This is a genomic window from Amycolatopsis vancoresmycina (assembly GCF_000716785.1).
Classification (GTDB): domain Bacteria; phylum Actinomycetota; class Actinomycetes; order Mycobacteriales; family Pseudonocardiaceae; genus Amycolatopsis; species Amycolatopsis vancoresmycina.
Genome location: NZ_JNYY01000021.1, coordinates 37,302 through 53,164, shown reverse-complemented (window position 1 = coordinate 53,164; position 15,863 = coordinate 37,302). Strand labels below are relative to the sequence as shown.

Annotated in this window: 12 protein-coding genes; 7 read left to right on the top strand and 5 right to left on the bottom strand. The window is 73.7% G+C overall.

Annotated elements, in window-relative coordinates; genetic code table 11:
* Positions 1-142 precede the first annotated feature (142 nt).
* The 4 genes from OO60_RS36565 (at position 143) to OO60_RS36550 (ending at position 4,287) form a co-directional block, all read left to right on the top strand.
* Entirely contained in the window at positions 143-505 is a 363-nt protein-coding gene (locus OO60_RS36565; protein WP_003083444.1) for a YciI family protein, read from the top strand.
* Positions 506-513: 8 nt separating this feature from the next.
* A complete protein-coding gene (locus OO60_RS36560) occupies positions 514-1,716 on the top strand; it encodes an RNA polymerase sigma factor (protein ID WP_033263086.1) in 1,203 nt (400 codons plus the stop codon).
* Positions 1,717-1,801: 85 nt separating this feature from the next.
* Positions 1,802-2,698, top strand: coding sequence for an ankyrin repeat domain-containing protein (locus tag OO60_RS45205; protein WP_004561356.1), 897 nt, complete (start codon positions 1,802-1,804; stop codon positions 2,696-2,698).
* Positions 2,699-2,772: 74 nt separating this feature from the next.
* Positions 2,773-4,287, top strand: a complete 1,515-nt coding sequence (locus OO60_RS36550) for a hypothetical protein (RefSeq protein WP_155849060.1) — start codon at positions 2,773-2,775, stop codon at positions 4,285-4,287.
* On the opposite strand, the gene mhpA is transcribed toward OO60_RS36550, so the two are convergent.
* The 4 genes from mhpA to OO60_RS36530 are packed head-to-tail and all read right to left on the bottom strand — an operon-like array spanning position 4,214 to position 9,721.
* Complete coding sequence (gene mhpA, locus OO60_RS36545) at positions 4,214-5,782, bottom strand: bifunctional 3-(3-hydroxy-phenyl)propionate/3-hydroxycinnamic acid hydroxylase MhpA (protein WP_004561354.1); 1,569 nt, start codon at positions 5,780-5,782, stop codon at positions 4,214-4,216. The genes OO60_RS36550 and mhpA overlap by 74 nt on opposite strands.
* Positions 5,779-7,668, bottom strand: a complete 1,890-nt coding sequence (locus OO60_RS36540) for an acyl-CoA synthetase (protein ID WP_004561353.1) — start codon at positions 7,666-7,668, stop codon at positions 5,779-5,781. The genes mhpA and OO60_RS36540 overlap by 4 nt, the downstream gene beginning before the upstream one ends.
* Positions 7,665-8,600, bottom strand: coding sequence for a fumarylacetoacetate hydrolase family protein (locus OO60_RS36535; RefSeq protein WP_004561352.1), 936 nt, complete (start codon positions 8,598-8,600; stop codon positions 7,665-7,667). Before OO60_RS36535 ends, OO60_RS36540 begins: the two co-directional genes overlap by 4 nt.
* The gene (locus OO60_RS36530; RefSeq protein WP_004561351.1) at positions 8,597-9,721 is read right to left on the bottom strand and encodes a VOC family protein; all 1,125 of its coding nucleotides are present in this window, start codon (positions 9,719-9,721) and stop codon (positions 8,597-8,599) included. Before OO60_RS36530 ends, OO60_RS36535 begins: the two co-directional genes overlap by 4 nt.
* A 116-nt stretch (positions 9,722-9,837) precedes the next feature.
* On the opposite strand from OO60_RS36530, the gene OO60_RS36525 reads away from it, so the two are divergent.
* Positions 9,838-10,476: a TetR/AcrR family transcriptional regulator gene (locus tag OO60_RS36525; RefSeq protein WP_004561350.1), complete on the top strand. Its 639-nt coding sequence runs from the start codon at positions 9,838-9,840 to the stop codon at positions 10,474-10,476.
* On the opposite strand, the gene OO60_RS36520 is transcribed toward OO60_RS36525, so the two are convergent.
* On the bottom strand, positions 10,463-11,113 hold the full coding sequence (locus OO60_RS36520; RefSeq protein WP_004561349.1) for a TetR/AcrR family transcriptional regulator: 651 nt from the start codon (positions 11,111-11,113) through the stop codon (positions 10,463-10,465). The genes OO60_RS36525 and OO60_RS36520 overlap by 14 nt on opposite strands.
* Before the next feature lie 108 nt (positions 11,114-11,221).
* Here OO60_RS36520 and OO60_RS36515 point away from each other — a divergent pair, with 108 nt between their 5' ends.
* Positions 11,222-13,894, top strand: a complete 2,673-nt coding sequence (locus tag OO60_RS36515; RefSeq protein ID WP_004561348.1) for an MMPL family transporter — start codon at positions 11,222-11,224, stop codon at positions 13,892-13,894.
* Positions 13,894-15,852 (top strand): YhgE/Pip family protein, encoded by a 1,959-nt coding sequence (locus OO60_RS36510; protein WP_033263066.1) that lies wholly within the window; start codon positions 13,894-13,896, stop codon positions 15,850-15,852. The genes OO60_RS36515 and OO60_RS36510 overlap by 1 nt, the downstream gene beginning before the upstream one ends.
* Positions 15,853-15,863: the final 11 nt, after the last annotated feature.

The following is a 15,863-nucleotide window of genomic DNA, read 5'->3' as shown; positions in this document are numbered from 1 at the left end:
TTGTTCGTTCAAGCAGTTCTCGCCGGGGTCGGCGCTAGGCTCGCGGCGCCGGGGTGCGAAAAGTTTTCTCCGGGGCCGTGTCGATCCGCGCGCCGGCCGTTCGACCAGGGGGCGCACAGGCCCACTGGAGAAGGAGCACACGGTGTCGAAGTACATGCTGATCATGCGGGGCACGGACGAGTCGAACGCGGCCATGATGGCGAACATCGACGAGATGATGGCCACGAGCCGCCAGTTCATCGAGGACCTGCTGAAGGCGGGCGTCTACGTCGGGGCCGAAGGGCTGGACGATCCGCAGCAGGGGGTCGTGGTCGACTTCAGCGGGGAGACGCCGGTGGTCACGGACGGGCCGTACGGGGAGACCAAGGAGCTGTTCGGCGGGTACTTCTTGGTCGACGTCGCCTCGAAGGCGGAGGCGGTCGAGTGGGCCAAGCGCGTCCCGGCGGCGCCCGGGGCGAAGGTCGAGGTCCGGCGGGTGCCGGGCAGCGACGAGGTCCCGCAGTGACCGTCGACGTGGCGGCCGTCTGGCGGATCGAGTCGGCGCGGATCGTCGCCGCGCTGACCCGGTTCACCGGCGACTTCGGGCTGGCCGAGGACGCGGCCCAGGAGGCGGTGGCCGAAGCGCTGGTGTCGTGGCCGCGCACCGCCCCGGCCGATCCGGCCGGCTGGCTGATGGCCACCGCCCGGCGGCGCGCGATCGACGCGATCCGCCGCCGGGCGGCCCTGCGCGACCGGTACGCCACGCTGGCGGCCGACGCGCCGGCGGTCGTCGACGAGGTCGACCCCGACCGGATCGACGACGACGTGCTGGCGCTGATGTTCGTCAGCTGCCACCCGGTGCTCTCGCCGGAGTCCCGGGTGGCGCTCACCCTGCGCGTGGTCGCGGGCCTGTCGAGCGCGGAGATCGCCCGGGCGTTCCTGGTGCCGGTGCCGACCGTCCAGGCCCGCATCACCCGCGGCAAGAAGACCATCGCGGCGGCCGGGGTCCCGTTCGAGCTGCCCTCGGCGGCCGAGCGCCGCGAGCGGCTGGGCGGCGTGCTGAGCGTGCTCTACGTGATCTTCACGGAGGGCGCGACGGCCACGGCAGGCGACCGGCTGGTCCGTCCCGAAGTGGCGTACGAGGCGATCCGGCTGGCCCGGACCCTGGCGGCGCTGCAGCCGGACGAGCCGGAGGTCCACGGCCTCTTGGCCCTGTGCGAGCTGACGGCGGCCCGGTTCCCGGCCCGGACGGCCCCGGACGGCACCCCGGTCCTGCTCGAGGACCAGGACCGGCGCCGCTGGGACGTGCCGGCGATCCACCGCGGCCTGGCGGCCCTGGCCAAGGCGGCCCCACGGGGTCTCGGCCCCTACGGCCTCCAGGCGGCGATCGCGGCGGTCCACGCGTCGGCGCCGTCGGCCGGGGAGACGGACTGGGACTGGATCGTGGTGCTGTACGAGGCTTTGGGCCGGGTGGCGCCCTCCCCGGTGGTCGAGCTCAACCGCGCGGTCGCGGTGGCGATGGCGTCGGGCCCGGGGGCGGCGCTGCGGATCGTGGACGAGCTGGTCGCGTCGGATCGGCTGCCGGGTTCGCACCTGGTCCCGACGGTGCGCGGCGAGCTGTTGTCCCGGCTCGGCCGGGCCGGGGAGGCGCGGGCGGAGCTGGAGCTGGCGGCCCGGCTGTGCGGGAACGAGCAGGAACGTTCGGTCCTGCTGCGCAAGGCGGCCGCGCTGGACTGACTCGCCGGCCGGAGGCGGGAATCGCTGCCCGTCCGGACGTTGTGCACCGGTTCGTCCCGATTCATCATGGGGGCGGAGGGTGGCCATGCGCACGGACGAGCGGATCGGCAGGGCACTCGCCGCGCGTGACGGCGCCGCCATCGCCGGACTGGCCGAGCAGGGGGTCGATCTCGGCGACATCGCCGTCGACACGGTGGCGGGCGCGCGGACGCTGTTGGACGAGGTGCTGCGCCTCGGTGACGTCGAGCTGCTCCGGGCCGTGCTCGCGGCGCCCGGCATCTCGGCCGCCCGCGGGCTCCCGGACCACGGCTACTGGGAGTGGGCGCAGGACGCCCCGCTGCCGGTCATCCGGGAGTTCCTCGTCGCGCCGGGAGCGGACCTCGCGCACGCCGACGCGGACGGGTACACGATCCTGCACGAGGTCGCCGCCGGCCGCGCGGATCCCGCGGTGCTCGGCTGGCTGGCCGGCCGGATGCCGGCCGACCCGGTGGCGGCGAACGGGACGACGCCGTTCTTCGCCGCGGCGGTCCACGGGCACCTCGAAGCGGCGTCGGTCCTGCTGCGGGCCGGTGCGGACCCGAACGCGGTCAACCGGGACACGGGCTGGACGGCGCTGACCACCGCGGTCGTCGCCGGGCGGGACGACCTCGTGCGCGGCCTGCTCGCGTTCGACGGGGTCGACGTCAACCACGCCGACGCCGAAGGCGCCACCGCCCTGCACCACGCCGCCCGGCTCGGGCTCGGCTCCACCGTCGAACTCCTGGTGTCCCGGCCGGGCACCGATCCGTCCCTTGTGGACGATCTGGGCCGCACGGCCGTGATGGACGCCGCGCTGCGCGGCCACACCGCCGTCGTCGACGTGCTGCGGAGGGCCGATCCGGACGCCCCGGTCGACGCGCCGCCACCACCACCGCCGGTGGACGACCTGCCCGAGCCGAACCCGGTGCCCCCCATCGCCGATCCGCCGCCGGGTGCACCATGATCCACCGCGAAGAAGCCGCCGCGCCACGCCGACCGCACGCTGCCCGAGCCGAAGCCACCTCCGAAACCAGGCCCTTGTCCTTGCTGACCATGCAGCGGACGGCGGGCAACCGGGCGATCGGCGCGCTGCTGTCCGGGCGCGTCCAGGCGCATCCCGTTGCCGTGCAACGCCGCCGCGTGCCGACCGGTGCGCAGACCGGGCCGCTGACGTCGGTCGGCGCGACCGACCGCGCCCAGCACACGGCCGGCCTCGAGCGGGTCAACGAGCGGGCGCTCACCGAGCTCGCCCCGGCGGACCGCGCCGCGGTGCTGACCCGGGCGCACACCCTCGCCGGCTCGCCGGCGGCGTACAACGCCTTGCCTGCACCGGATCGGGCGCGGCTGCTCGCCGAGGCGATCCGCGCGCAGGCCCCCGGTCTCGTGCTCGGCGACCCGGCGTTGATCAACATCGGCGTCCGGCCGGGGGCACTGGGTGTCGCGGACGCCGCCAACATCGCCGCGCTCGTCACCAACGCCACCGCGTTGATCAACACCGTGATCGGCGGTGCGCACGACGGCGACCTGCGCCAGGTGTTCGGGCCACCGAACGTCGCGACGGCCAAGGCCCGCTACCGGGCGGCCCGCGACCGGATGAACTACCTGCACACGCACCACCGGATCGTCACCGACCGGTCCGGCTACAGCGCCGAAGCGGGCGTGGGCGGGCTGACCGACGCGAACCGGATCTCCCTCATGCCCGGCGCGATCGACCACCCGGCGAACGACGAGAACGTGGTGCTGATCATCCACGAGGCGATGCACGCCGGGAACTTCGGTGTGGTCGACGACCGCGGCTACCCGGCGTCGCCGTCGTTCGTGAGCCTGCGGGCCGTCGACAAGCTCGGCAACGCCGCGCACTACGAGGTCGTGCCCCGGCGGGTGCGCGGGCTGCCGAACTCGTTCCTCCACACGGTCTTCGTCCCGGCCGGCTCGTCGGTCACCCTCGGCGGGCACACCCACACGGCGCCGCCGTTGACGACCACCGAACAGGCGGCGCGGCAGGCGTCCGAGGCGGCGCGGGCCGCCTGGAACATGGGTCTCAACCTGCACACGCTGTGGGTGCGGCTCCACCTGCACCCGGCGGACTGGACCGGCGCGGCACTGGCCGGCGAATTCGGCCCGGGCACGGCCGCGACCTTCTCGGCCTGCATGCCCTACTGGTCGCTGGTCCAAGGGCTGACCGTGCACACCCGGCCGGGCCTGAGCGCCGCCGCGGCCACCCCGTCGGCCGCACCGGTGACCGCGGTGGACGTCGCCCTGTCGGAGGGCCTGGTCCGCCTGCTGTCGCTCGCGACGCAGACGGTGGACACCCAGTTCGCGTCGGCGGCGGCCACGAACGCGTTCCTGCTGGCCCAGACGACGGCACCGGAACGCGCGGCGGCCTCGACGATCCCGTTGCTGAAGGAACTGCTCCTGATCGCCGTGCGCCGTTCGGTCGGCGAGCTGACGGGAACGCCGTTCCGCGACGTCCGGGTCATCACGACGATGGCCGCGGCGGCGCCGACGTATGCGCTGATGCTGGCGCCACGGGCGCCCGCGGGATTTCCCTGACGCGGTACGGAGGGATCGCCGCGCAGAGGGCGGCCAGGTCGCGGCCGGCGCGGTGGACCGTCGCGTCGGGACGGACGACGGCCGCGCGGGCGAAGCCGCGGCGCAGCCAGTCGTGCAGCGGGCTCCCCGGCCGGGCCACCACGAGCACGGCGCCGCGGTGTTCGATTTCCGCGCGCTGCGCGGGCGACGGCTCGGTGGTGCTGACGAAGGCGAACCGGCCGGCCGTCACGTCGTCGAGGCGACGGCCGCCGCCGACCGGGGCGTTGGGACACTGCCGGCCGGCCAGCGACGGCCGCAGGCGCGGGCGCACCACCAGCGGGGAGCGGTGGAGCGCCGGGGTTTCGGTGCTGAGCACGCGCTTGCGCAGGCCGGGCACGAGGTGCAGGCGGGGTGCGGCGACGCGGCGGAGGAGGCTGCCGAATTCGCCCCCTTCGGTCATCGCGGTGCCCATCAGCTTCGCGAGCCGGATCATGGTGGTGACGTGGGGTTTGCGTTCCGTCTCGTAGCTGCCGAGGACGGATTCGGGCAGCGTCCCGTCGAGCACGCCGGCGAGCTTCCAGGCGAGGTTCATCGCGTCGCGCATCCCGGCGCCCATGCCCTGGCCGATGAACGGCGGGGTGAGGTGGGCGGCGTCGCCGAGGAGGAAGACCCGCCGGTCGCGCCAGCGGTCCGCGACCTGGGCGCGAAAGGTGTATTCGGCGACGCGGACGACATCCAGGCGATCGGCCGGAGTCTCTCCGGTCCACGGCTTCAGCAACGGGAGCAGCGCGGCCGGTTCGCGGTAGCCGTCGGCCGTTTCGCCGTCGGCCAGCTGGAATTCCCAGCGGTAGCGGTCCTCGCCGACGCGCATGTAGGTGGCGGCGCGGGCCGGGTCGGAGACCTGGTGCACCCCGTCCCAGGCGCCGAGTTCCGCGTCGGTGCGGATGTCGGCGACCAGCCAGCGCTGGGTGAACCCGAGGTCGCGCCGGACGGCGCCGATCGACGTCCGGGTCGAGCCGTTCGCCCCGTCGCAGCCGAGGACGTACTGCGCGCGCACGGATTCCGGCCGGCCGGACTCGGTGAACGCGACCCGCACCCCGCCCGCCTCCGGGGCGAGTGACGTGACCTCCGCGCCGCCGCGCAGGGTGGCCGCGCGGTGGCGCCGGAGCCCCGACCGCAGGAGCGCTTCCAGCTCGGGCTGGTCGAACATGCTGGCCTCGGGGTAGCCGTGCCTGCCGTGCGCCGCGTCGCGCCGGAACTCCGCGAGCACGTGCAGTTCCCGGTCCACGAGCCGCAGTCCGTTGCCGGGCCGGGAAATCGCCGAGAACTCCGCGAAGAGACCGAGCCGGCCGAGGATGCGGCAGATCTCGTCGTCGAGGTGGACCGCGCGGGGCTGGGGGCAGATGGTCTCCCACCGGTCGAGGACGAGGGACTCGACGCCGTGCTGGGCCAGCAGGGCGGCGGCGGTGAGGCCGGTCGGGCCCGCACCGATGATCACCACGGGCACGTCGGTCACGAGGCACCGGCCAGTCGCCAGCCGATCGCGTAGCGGCCGAGGACCGCCTTGACCGCCGGCTCGTCGGCGTCGCCCGAAGTCCGAACCACCGCGACGACCGAGCCGTCCTCGACCTCGGCGCCGACGTCGATCACGCCGGGCAGCCCGGCCAGCGCTTCGGTGAGCTCGCGGCGGGTGGCGTCGGCGCGCAGCGCGGGCTTGTACGGCTTGCCGAGGTCGGTGAGCGGCAGGGCGTCGAGCACCGTGACGGTCTTCGGCGCGGCCGCGGGCTCGGGAGCCTGCTCGCGTGCCCAGCCGGCCAGCTCCTGCTCGGTGACCGCGGAGCCGGGAGCGAGCGTCACGTAGGCGACGGGGACCTCGCCGGCGTGGGCGTCCGGCCGGCCCACCGCGCCGGCGGCGGTGACCGCGGGGTGGGCGAGCAGGGCGTCCTCGACGAGCGCGGGGTCGATGTTGTGGCCACCGCGGATGATGAGGTCCTTGGCGCGGCCGGCGAGGTGGACGAACCCGTCGGCGTCGATGCGGCCGAGGTCGCCGGTGTCCAGCCAGCCGTCGACGAGCTTGCCGAGGCCGTCGAGGACGTGGCCGTGTTCGTCCTGCCCGGTGACGTAGCCGGGGAACACCGTCGGACCGCTGATCGCGAGCACGCCGGTGTGGCCGGGTGGAAGGTCCTCCCAGGTGCCGTTTTCGCGGACGCGCACGGTTTTCAGGCGCTGGTAAGGCAACCGCTGGCCGACCGAGCCGGGCCGGGGCGCGCCGGGGAAGCTGCGTGCGCTGGCACAGGTCGCTTCGGTCAGGCCGTAGCCTTCGACGAGCGTGACGCCGGTGTGGGACTGGAAGCTTTCGCGGACGGCGGCGGGCAGGGGCGCGGCCCCGACCATGGCGAAGCGCAAGCTGCTGATGTCCGCGTCGACCGGGCACTGCGCGAGCACGGCGTAAACCGTGGGGACGGCGCTCATCGTGGCGATCCGGTGGTGTTCGACGATCTTCCAGAACTCGCCGTAGAGCGGGACGTCGCGGTAGCCCAGCGGCCCGGCCCACACCGTCGGCTGTCCCTTGAACAGCGGTGTGAGCAGGGTGACGACCAGCGCGTTGACGTGGAACAGCGGCAGCGCGGCGAAGAGGGTGGCGTGCTCGTCGAGCAGCGAGTTGGCGCCCAGCATCCAGGCGTCGGTGACTTCGACGGCGTGGGTGTGCGCGGCCAGTTTCGGCGCGCCGGTGGTGCCGCCGGTCGGGAAGAACGCCGCCAGGTCCTCCGGGCGGGGCGGTTCACCGAGGAAGGCCGTCGAGTCCTGCCCGGCCGCCAGCTCGCCGAGGTATCCGACGTGGACCCCGGGCAGGCTCGGCAGGTCCGGGGCCGGGCCGGCGGCGCCGGTGGGCCGGAGGACCAGGAGGGCGTCCACGAGCCCGTCCCGGGCGAGGGCCTGCGCGGTCTCCCACACGGCCGGGGCCAGCTCGGGACCGGCGGTGACGAGCACCCGCGCGCCGGACCGGCGGAGGAGCTCGGCGAGGTGCCGGCGCGAAAGGCCGCCGTTGAGGGGCGCCGCGATCCCGGCGAGCTGCGCGGCCAGGATCGTGGGCACCAGCTCGGCGGTGTTGGGCGACAGGAGCGCGACCGCGTCCCGCCGTCGGACACCGAGTCCGTGCAACAGGTTCGCGTAGCGGTGGACGTCGCCGAGCAGTTCGGCGAAGGTGCGCCGCTCGGGTTCGCGCCAGCGCGCGGCTTCCGGCAGCACGGTGATCGCGGTGCGGTCCGGCCAGGTGGTGGCGGCGCGCGTCACGAGGGCGTAGGTGGAGGCGGGGAGGCCGCGTGCCGCCAGCGGCACGGCTTCGATCGCGGCGACGTCGGCGGGCGCGGAGTACTCCGGCCAGAGCGGGTTTCCGGTCATCGCGCGTGCCTCACGACCGTGCGCTGGGTGCCCAGGTCGATCGCGCCGTCGTCGGTGGCCACGCCGGCCTCGATGACGTCGCCGTCCTGGAGGTACCGCGGATTCCGTTGCTGGCCACGGAAGAACAGCTTCCACTTGAGCGCCGGTGGCAGGAGGGAGCCGATGATTTCCAGGGGCTTCGGCGGAGCGGACAACGCCGTGCCGACCGGGGTGCCGGTCAGGACGAGGTCGCCCGGGTCGAGCCGCTGGAAGCGCGCGAGGGCGCGGAGGGCGGCGGCGGGGCGGTGGATCATGTCGGCGACCGTCCGGTCCTGGCGGGTTTCGCCGTTGACCCGCAGCCGCAGCCGCAGGTCGGTGAACCGCTTGAGCTCGTCGGCGTCGAGCAGGACCAGCGCGGGCCCGGTGGGGGTGAACGTCGGGTACGACTTGGCTTCGTAGAACTGGGTCTGGGGCAGCTGGATGTCCCGCGCGGAGACGTCGTCGGTCACCACGAGGCCCGCGACGTACTCCGCGAGGTCGTCGCCGATCTCCGTGCCGACCGGGATCTCGGTGCCGATGACCAGGCCGATCTCGACTTCGTAGTCCAGGAGCCGCACGTGGGCGGGCCGCACCACGTCGTCGTGCGGACCGCTGATCGAGCCGGACGACTTGCGGAAGAACGTCAGCGGCACGGTGTCCGGGTTCCCGCCGGTGTCCTCGACGTGCGAGGCGAAGTTGGTCATCTGGGCCACGACCCGGCACGGGGCGGTGACCGGCGAGACGAGCTCGAGGGTTTCCACGCCGACCGTGCGCCCGCTCGCCGCCGCGGCGTCGAGGGCCGGGCGGTCGGCGAGCAGCTGGGCGGTGGTCGTGGCACGGGTGACGACCTCGGCCGCCCCGGCCGGGGTGGCCACCCACCACTTGTCGGCGGTGCGCAGGACGGAAATGCTCATGACACAGCTACTTTCAGCAGGCCGCGAAGGCGGTCGAAGTCGAATTCGTTGTCCTCGCGCAGCGCGCCGATGACGGCACGCAGCTCACGGAACGCGTCCCGGCCGGGTTTCACGCCGAGGAAGTCCTTGGTGGCGGGCGGGCCCCACTGGGCGAGTCCGGACGCGGTCATCGGCGCCCAGCCGGGCTCGAGCGAGCTGTCGAACAGGTCGCCGTCGCTGAAGTGCTCGACGAGGAACCCGTCGGGGTCGCGCCAGTAGTCGAACAGCTGGCTGCCCTGGATGTGCCTGCCGATGCCCCACGACCGGCGGTAGCCCCGGTCGAGCAGGTACTCGCCGCCGGCGGCCAGCGCGTCGAGGTCGGCCACCTGGTAGGCCGAGTGCACGTACCGGTTCGCCGGCCCGAGCACCACCGCGAGGGTGTGGTGGTCGGCCGGGGTGGCACCGCGGTCGCAGCGGATGAAGCTCATCACCGGGCCGCGGCCGCGCTGCCCGGGGTAGTAGAGGAAGTCGCTCACGATCAGGCCCAGGTGGGCCAGGTACCAGTCGAGCGTTTCGCGGTACTTCCGGGTCTGCAGCACGACGTGGCCGAGCCGCTGCACCTTGACCGGCTCGCGCCGCGGCCGCTGGGTGGCGTTCACCCGGGTGACGTCGTGCCCGAAGTTGAAGGTCGGCGGGTCCTGCTCCGGCAGCGCCGGGAGTTCGTGCGTGCCGGACACGACCCGCACCCGGGCGCCACTCGGGTCGGGCAGGTCCACGGTGACCCCGCCGAGGCTTTCCGGCAGGGGGGTGACCCGGTGCCCGGTCGCCTCCGCCAGGCGAAGCACGTCCGCCGGATCGGCGGCCCGGAACGCCGGTCCGGTGAACCGCGAGCGCGCGCCGCGGCGGATCAGGACGCAGGGCGCGCCGGGTTCGGTGCCGCGCAGCTGCAGCTCGTCCGCCGTGCGCAGCGACGTGGTGAAACCGAAGGCACGGGCGAACAGCTCGGCCTTGCCCAGGTCCGGTTTCTCGAACTCCAGCCACGCCAGGTCGTGGACCTTGACGACCGGATTGGGCGCCCGTCCCGGGTGTTCCCCGGGCAGCGCGCCGTGCTCGCTGTGCAGGTCGGCGTGCGGATCGGTCATCACCCCTCCTTTGGGTTGACGATATCGTCACTTGCGATGACATCGTCAGTCAAGTACTTCTGACGATTTCCTCATTTCTGAGGTGATCCGCTAAGGTGACGCCGGGAGGTGCGGGCATGACCGAGGAAGTGGCCGTCGACCGGTCGGCGCGGCGCAAGGCGCGGACGCGTGCCGCGCTGCTCCGGGCGGCACAGGCCTTCATCGCGGCCGGGAACACGAACGTCCCGATCCTGGAGCTCACGCAGGCCGCCGACGTCGGGATGGGGTCGTTCTACAACCACTTCGAGAGCAAGGAACAGCTCTACCGGGCCGCGGTGGAGGACGCGCTGGACCGGTACGGCGCCCTGCTCGACGAGCTGACCGCGGACCTGGACGACCCGGCGCTGGCGTTCGCGCAGAGCTTCCGGTTGAGCGGCCGCCTGCACCGGCTGCAGCCCGAGCTGAGCCGGGTGTTGCTGAACAACGGGCTCGCGCTGGCGACGTCGGAGCGCGGGCTGGCGCCCCGGGCGCGCCGGGACATCGAGGCCGCCGTCGCAGCCGGCCGGTTCACCGTGCGCGACCCCGAGCTCGCCATGGTCACGGTGGCCGGCGCACTGCTGTGCCTCGGCCAGTTGCTGCACGACCGGCCGGAGCGGGACGCCGCGGCGGCGGCCGACCAGGTCGCCGAGGACCTGCTGCGGATGCTCGGCCTGTCCGACGGCGAAGCTCGCGAACTGTGCGGGCGCCCCTTGCCCGAAGCGGTCAGCTCGACGTGACCAAGGCCGTGAACAGCCGGGGGAGCACGTCGGTCAGGTACCGGTTGTCGGCCCGGTCCGGGAGTTCGTCGAGGATCGCGCGTTCGAGCATGGTCTCGTAGAGGGCCACGATCGTGACGACGGCGCTGCGCGGGTCGACGGTCAGCCGCAGGTTGAGCCGGGCGAGCAGGTTCTCCAGGACGCCGGCGAGCGCGTCGTGGAACCGGCGCTCGGCGGCCGCGGCCGGCGCGCGCAGTTCCGGCTGCCGCATGGCCTGGGCGCGGAACTCGGCGTTGAGCAGGTACCACGTCTCGTCGGCGGCGAGGGACTCCATGAACAGGAGGCCGGCTTCCCGGAGCACCCGGTCGATGGTGCCCGGCTCCGCGGCGCCGGCGGCTTCGTCCACGGCGACGCGCAGCCGTTCGGCGCGCTCTTGCATCTCCACCTCGTAGATCGCCAGGAACAGCGCTTCCTTGCTGGCGAAGTTGGAGTAGAAGGCGCCGCGGGTGAAGCCCGCCCGGTCGCAGATCAGCTCGACCGGGGCGTCGCGGATGCCCAGCTCGGTGAACACGTCGTAGGCCGCCGCCATGACCCGCCGCCGGGTCTCCGCGCGCCGGCGGGTCATGCCCTTCGGGGTGCCCAGATCCGCGGTCGCCATGTCGGTCACCTTACTTTCCGCCTCACTCGGAGGAGTGACGGGATCCACTATGCATCGGATACATCGAGTATTACGATACACGACGTATCCGACCTGTAGGGAGCCCTCGTGTCGTCGTTCCTTTACCGGCTTGGCCGCGCCGCCGCCCGGGCCAAGGTGCTCGTGGTGGCGCTGTGGGTGGTGGTGCTGGCGGCGGCCGGCGGCGCGGCACTGGTGGTCAACCAGGGCACCGACGACGCCTTCGCCATCCCCGGGTCGGAGTCGCAGGACGCGCTGGACCACCTCGGCCGGGTCTTCCCGGAGGTCAGCGGCACGTCGGCGCAGCTGGTCCTGGTCGTCCCCGCCGGCGCGAAGGCCGACACCCCGCCGAACCGCGCCGCGGTGGCGCGGGCGGTGACGCGGATCGGGCAGCTGGACCAGGTCGCCACCGTCGTGAACCCGTTCGGCGAGAACGTCGGCGGCGCGGTGTCGGGCGACGGCCGGGCCGCGCTGATCGCCGTGCCGTTGAAGGTGCAGCTCGCCGCGGTCGACCCGGCCACCAAGACGCAGCTCGCGGCGATCGCCGACGACCTCGGGAAGCAGACCGGCGCGCAGGTGCACACCGGCGGCGACGCCTTCTCGAACCGCGTCCCGAAGCTCAGTCCCACCGAGGGCATCGGCCTGCTCATCGCCCTGCTGGTCCTGGTGCTGATGTTCCGCTCCCTGGTCGCCGCGGTCATGCCGCTGGTCACCGCGGTCCTCGGGGTCGGCGTCGCGATCGGGCTGATCTTCCTGGCCACCCCCGTCACGCCCATCTCCTCGACCGCGCCGATGCTGGCGGTGATGATCGGGCTCGCGGTCGGCATCGACTACGCCCTGTTCCTGCTGTCCCGGCACCGCGACCAGCTGGCCGAGGGCCTCGACGCCGAGGAGTCGATCGCCCGCGCCACCGCCACCGCGGGATCCGCGGTCGTCTTCGCCGGGCTGACCGTCGTCATCGCCCTGCTCGGGCTGGCCGTGGCGGGGATCCCGTTCCTGACCACCATGGGCGTCGCCGCCGCGGTCGCCGTGGCGCTGGCGGTCGCGATCGCCGTCACGCTGGTGCCGGCGCTGATGTCCTTCGCGGGCTGGCGGTTGCGGCCGCGCACCCCGAAGCCGAAGCGGCGACGGCGGAAGCCCCGGGTCGCGCGCTGGTGGGTGCGCACCGCGACGAAGGCGCCGCTGGTCACCGTGCTGGTCGTGGTCGCCGGGCTGGCCGTCTGCGCGATCCCGGCCACGAGCCTGCGGCTGGCGCTACCGGACAACGGCACCGAGGAGCACGGCAGCCCGGCCCGCGACACCTACGAGGTCGTCAGCGAGCACTTCGGGCCCGGCTACAACGGCCCGCTGATCGTCACCGCCGACATCATCACCAGCACCGACCCGGTCGGCCTGGTAAACCGGATCGCCGGCGAGATCCGGCACGTCCCCGGCGTCGCCTCGGTGCCACTGGCCACCCCGAACCCCAAGGGTGACACCGGCATCATCCAGGTCGTCCCCACCACCGCGCCGGATTCCGCGCAGACCGATGAACTCGTCGCGCGGCTGCGCGGGCTGGAGCCGCACTTCCGTGACGGCTACGGGACGCAGACCGCGGTCACCGGCATCACCGCCGTCGGCATCGACGTCTCGGCCCAGCTCGGCAGCGCCCTGCTGCCGTTCGGGATCCTCGTCGTCGGGCTCTCGCTGATCCTGCTGGCCATGGTGTTCCGCTCGATCTGGGTGCCGATCAAGGCCACCGCCGGCTACCTGCTCTCGGTCGCCGCGGCCTTCGGTGCGACGTCCTTCGTGTTCGTGCAAGGACACTTCGCGGCCGCCCTCGGCGTGACGCACACCGGCAGCGTGATCAGCTTCCTGCCGATCATCCTGATGGGTGTCCTCTTCGGACTCGCCATGGACTACGAGGTCTTCCTCGTCTCGCGGATCCGCGAGGACTACGTCCACTCCCGCGATCCGCACCACGCGATCGAATCCGGGTTCGTCTCCGCCGCCCGCGTGGTGGTCGCGGCGGCGGTGATCATGTTCGCGGTGTTCGCCGCGTTCGTCCCCGAAGGCAGCGCCACCATCAAACCCATCGCGTTCAGCCTCGCCGTTGGGGTCTTCGTCGACGCCTTCGTCGTGCGCATGACGCTGGTGCCCGCGGTGCTGGCGCTGCTGGGCCGCCGGGCCTGGGGCCTGCCGCCGAAGCTCGACCGGGCCCTGCCGGTGTTCGACGCCGAAGGCGACGCCCTCGTCCACGAACTGCGGCTCGCGGACTGGCCCGGCACCGACGAGGCGGTCAGCGCCCGCGGCCTGCGCCTGGAGGACGACCGCGGCCGTCCGGCGTACCGCGACGTCGACCTGCGCGTCCCCCACGGCGGGGTGCTGGTGCTGCACGGCACCGGCGCCTGTGGCAAGACCGCGCTGGCGTACACGCTCGCCGGCCGGGTCACCAAGTTCACCGGCGACCTCAAGGTGCTCGGCCGGGTGCTGCCCCAGCACACCCACGCGCTGCGCCGCGAGGTCGCCGTCATCCCGTGCCGCGGCACGCGGGACCCGGCCCGCCAGATCGCCCTCGACGGCGACGCCGGGCTCGTCGTGGTCGACGACGTCGACCTCGTGCTGCGCGCGGACCTCCGCGACCACGTGCGCCGGCTCGTCGCCGAGCGGGGAACCACGACCTTCGTGCTGACCTGCCAGGACCCCGAGCGCATCGGGGACCTGCTGCCCGCGGCCGCGCACCTGCACGCCCTCACCGCCGTCCAGCCCGCCGAGGTTTCCTGATGCTCAAGCCCTTCGCCGATTCCGCCCGCGCCCTCGCCACGGGCCCGCTGACCTGGCGCACCTGGACCGGTCTGATCGCCGTGCCGCTCCTCGTCATGGGGTTGCTGACGTGGGCGTTCTGGGCACCGGACACCAACCACGGCACCGCGAAGGCCGCCGTGGTCAACAACGACCAGCCCGTCCAGGTCGGCGGCCGGACGATCCCGCTCGGCCGTCAGCTGGCGGGAAACCTCACCCACAGCGGCGATTCGGCCTACGACTGGGTCCTCACCGACGCCGGTGACGCCGCCGCGGGCCTCGCCGACGGCAGCTACGCGGCCACGGTGACGATCCCGGAGGACTTCTCCGCCCGCGCCACCTCCAGCGCCACCGGCAAACCGCTCGAAGCCCGGCAGGCCCAGGTGCAGGTGCGCACGTCCGACGCGGCCGGCGTCGGCGATCCCGGCCTGGCCGACCACCTCGCCCAGGCCACCCAACGGACGTTGAACCAGCAGGTCGTGGAGACCTATTTGGACAACATTTACGTCGGGTTCACGACCCTGCACCAGAAGGTCGGCCAGGCCGCGGACGGCGCGGCGCAGCTCGCCGACGGCACCCGGCAGCTGGCCGACGCCGCCGGGCAGCTGAGCACCGGCGCCGGCCAGCTCGCCGCCGGCACCGCTCAGCTCGCCACCGGCTCGGGCAAGCTGGCCTCCGGACTCACCCAGGCCGAGCGGGACACCGCGCAGCTGCCCGCGTTGACCCGGCAGCTGGCCGCCGGGGCCGACCAGGTCGCCGACGGCAACGAACAGCTCGCCGCCGTCGTGGTGCCGCTGGCGAACCGGATCATCGCCGCGATCGACGCCGTCCCCTCGGCGGGCAGCGCCGCCGCGCAGTTCCGGCAGCTCGCCGGCGACTGCACCGGCACCGCGGCGTTCTGCGGCCGGCTGCGCGAGACCGCGGACCGGTTCACCACCGACGCGGGGAAGATCGACGGCGTCAAGGCATCCGTCCGCGCGAACGCCGTCAAGGCCCGCGACTCCGTCCAGGCGCTGGCCACCGGCGCCCGCAAGGTCGCCGACGGCAACGCCCAGCTCGCCGCGAAGTCCCGGCAGCTGGCCGCCGGGATCGCCGCCGCCGCCAGTGGCGCGAGGCAGCTCGACACCGGCATCCGGCAAGCGAATTCCGGCGCGCAGCAGCTCGCTTCCGGAGCCGGGCAGTTGAAGAACGGCGCCACCAAGGCCGACACCGGTGCCCACGACCTCGCGGACCAGCTGGACCAGGGCCGTGACCAGGTGCCCAGCTACACCGACGCCGAACGCGCGCACCTCAAGACCGTCGCCGCGGAGCCCAGCACCGCCACCACCGACGGCACCCCGATCGGCACCCTCGCCCTCACGCTGTTCGCCGCGCTCGCCCTCTGGGCGCTGGCCCTCGCCACCTACATCGTCACCCAGGCCGTGCCGGACGGCGTGCTGACCGCGCGCGAGCCCACCTGGCGGATCATCCTCCGCGCCGCCATCCCCGGCGCGACCGCGGCGGCACTGGCCGCGCTCGCCATCGCCGCGATCGCCGTCCCCGTGCTGGGACTCGGCTTCGCCGGCACCGTCGGCTTCCTGTTGATCGCGCTGCTGGCCGCTTCGGCGTTCGTCGCCCTCAACCAGGCCGCGACGGCGATCTTCGGCCGCGCGGGCCGGACGGCCTCGCTGGCCGTGCTGGTGCTGGCCGGCGCGACCGGCGTCGTCTCGACGCTCCCCGGGCCGCTGTACGCACTCGCGGACTACCTCCCGACCCACGGCGCCATCCTGGCGCTGCGGGCCGCGGCCACCGACGGCACCGGCCTCACGACCGGGGTCGCCCAGCTCGCCGCCTGGCTGGTGGCCGGCACCCTCGTTTCGATCCTGATCACCGATCGCCGCCGGTACCTGTCCGCCAAGAGCGTCCGGCTGCGCCGAACCCACCCGTTCGCGACCGTCTGACCGAGAGAGGA

What these genes read in the sequence shown, in the direction of transcription:
- OO60_RS36535 (WP_004561352.1), bottom strand. Translation starts at nt 8,600, where the DNA reads ATGAGCATTTCCGTCCTGCGCACCGCCGACAAGTGGTGGGTGGCCACC.
- OO60_RS45205 (WP_004561356.1), top strand. Translation starts at nt 1,802, where the DNA reads ATGCGCACGGACGAGCGGATCGGCAGGGCACTCGCCGCGCGTGACGGC.
- OO60_RS36510 (WP_033263066.1), top strand. Translation starts at nt 13,894, where the DNA reads ATGCTCAAGCCCTTCGCCGATTCCGCCCGCGCCCTCGCCACGGGCCCG.
- OO60_RS36520 (WP_004561349.1), bottom strand. Translation starts at nt 11,113, where the DNA reads ATGGCGACCGCGGATCTGGGCACCCCGAAGGGCATGACCCGCCGGCGC.
- OO60_RS36530 (WP_004561351.1), bottom strand. Translation starts at nt 9,721, where the DNA reads ATGACCGATCCGCACGCCGACCTGCACAGCGAGCACGGCGCGCTGCCC.
- OO60_RS36540 (WP_004561353.1), bottom strand. Translation starts at nt 7,668, where the DNA reads ATGACCGGAAACCCGCTCTGGCCGGAGTACTCCGCGCCCGCCGACGTC.
- OO60_RS36525 (WP_004561350.1), top strand. Translation starts at nt 9,838, where the DNA reads ATGACCGAGGAAGTGGCCGTCGACCGGTCGGCGCGGCGCAAGGCGCGG.